Here is a 1,162-nt window from a genome sequence, read left to right as displayed (position 1 = left end):
CCGCGGGACGTCGTCCCGCGGGCCCGAGGCGTCCCGGTGTCGAGGTCTCGGTGGGGTCAGACCCGGGCCCCCGGAGCCGAGGCGCTCTTGACCCGCTCGCCGAACAGCGGACCGTACAGGGCGCCGGCGATGAGCGCGCCGAGGATCGGGGCCACCCAGAAGAGCCACAGCTGTCCGACGGCCCCGTCGCCGTTGAAGAACGCCACGGCGGTGGAGCGGGCCGGGTTGACCGAGGTGTTGGTGATCGGGATCGAGACGAGGTGGATGAGCGTCAGCGTCAGACCGATCGCCAGCGGCGCGAATCCGGCAGGTGCACGGCGATCCGTGGCGCCGAGGATCACCCAGATGAAGATCGCGGTCAGCACGACCTCGATGATGAGGGCCGACAGCAGACCGTATCCGTCCGGGGAGTTCTCCCCGTAGCCGTTCGCGGCCATGTGCCCCGTCGCCTCGAAGCCCGCCTTGCCCGAGGCCACGACCAGGATCAGTGCGCCCGCGACGAGGCCCCCGAGGACCTGGCTGACGATATAGACGGGCGCCTTGGACCAGGGCAGGCGCCCCGCGATCGCCGCGCCGATGGTGACGGCGGGGTTGAAGTGGCCTCCCGAGAGGTGGCCGAGCGCGTACACGCCGGTCAGGACGGTCAGGCCGAAGGCCAGGGAGACTCCGAGATAACCGACGCCCACGGGAACATCCCCGGTGTCGGCGGTGGCCACCTGGACGGCCGCGAACACCGCGGTGCCGCACCCTCCCAGCACCAGCCAGAAGGTGCCTATCATCTCGGCCGCGATCACGGCCGTCCCGGACGGCGTGGCGGTGGAAGTGTCGGTTGGCGTACTCGGGGACGTGTCGGACATGAGCTGACCTCCGGTGGTGAACTCCCGGGGACGGGAGGCGGGAACGCGATGTTGACGATCCTCGCAGGGAGAAAGCTAGCGCGGCGGCGAGGATCCCGCGCCGATTTCGCGACCCGTCGCATCGCCCAGGCGATGTGACGCCGCGGTCAGGGTGCCAGGAGAGACGGCAGCGCCTGCGCGGCGGTGGCGCGTAGGTGCACGCTCGCCTCGTGCGGGAAACCCGGAGGACCGGGGTTCACCTCGACCAGCGGCACGCCGCGGTCCGCGGCGAGGCCGGGGAGCGACGCGGCGGGGTGGACGAGGCC

1 protein-coding gene is annotated in these 1,162 nt (G+C 71.6%); it reads right to left on the bottom strand.

The annotated features are described in order from the left end of the window. Window positions 1-56 precede the first annotated feature (56 nt). Window positions 57-857 (bottom strand): aquaporin Z, encoded by an 801-nt coding sequence (aqpZ, locus tag G6019_RS16255; RefSeq protein ID WP_347238117.1) that lies wholly within the window; start codon window positions 855-857, stop codon window positions 57-59. Window positions 858-1,162: the final 305 nt, after the last annotated feature.

The sequence above is a fragment of the Dietzia sp. DQ12-76 genome (assembly GCF_014145045.1).
Lineage (GTDB): Bacteria > Actinomycetota > Actinomycetes > Mycobacteriales > Mycobacteriaceae > Dietzia.
Note: the sequence above shows the minus strand (reverse complement) of the source record. Positions and strands in the feature narration are given on the sequence as shown.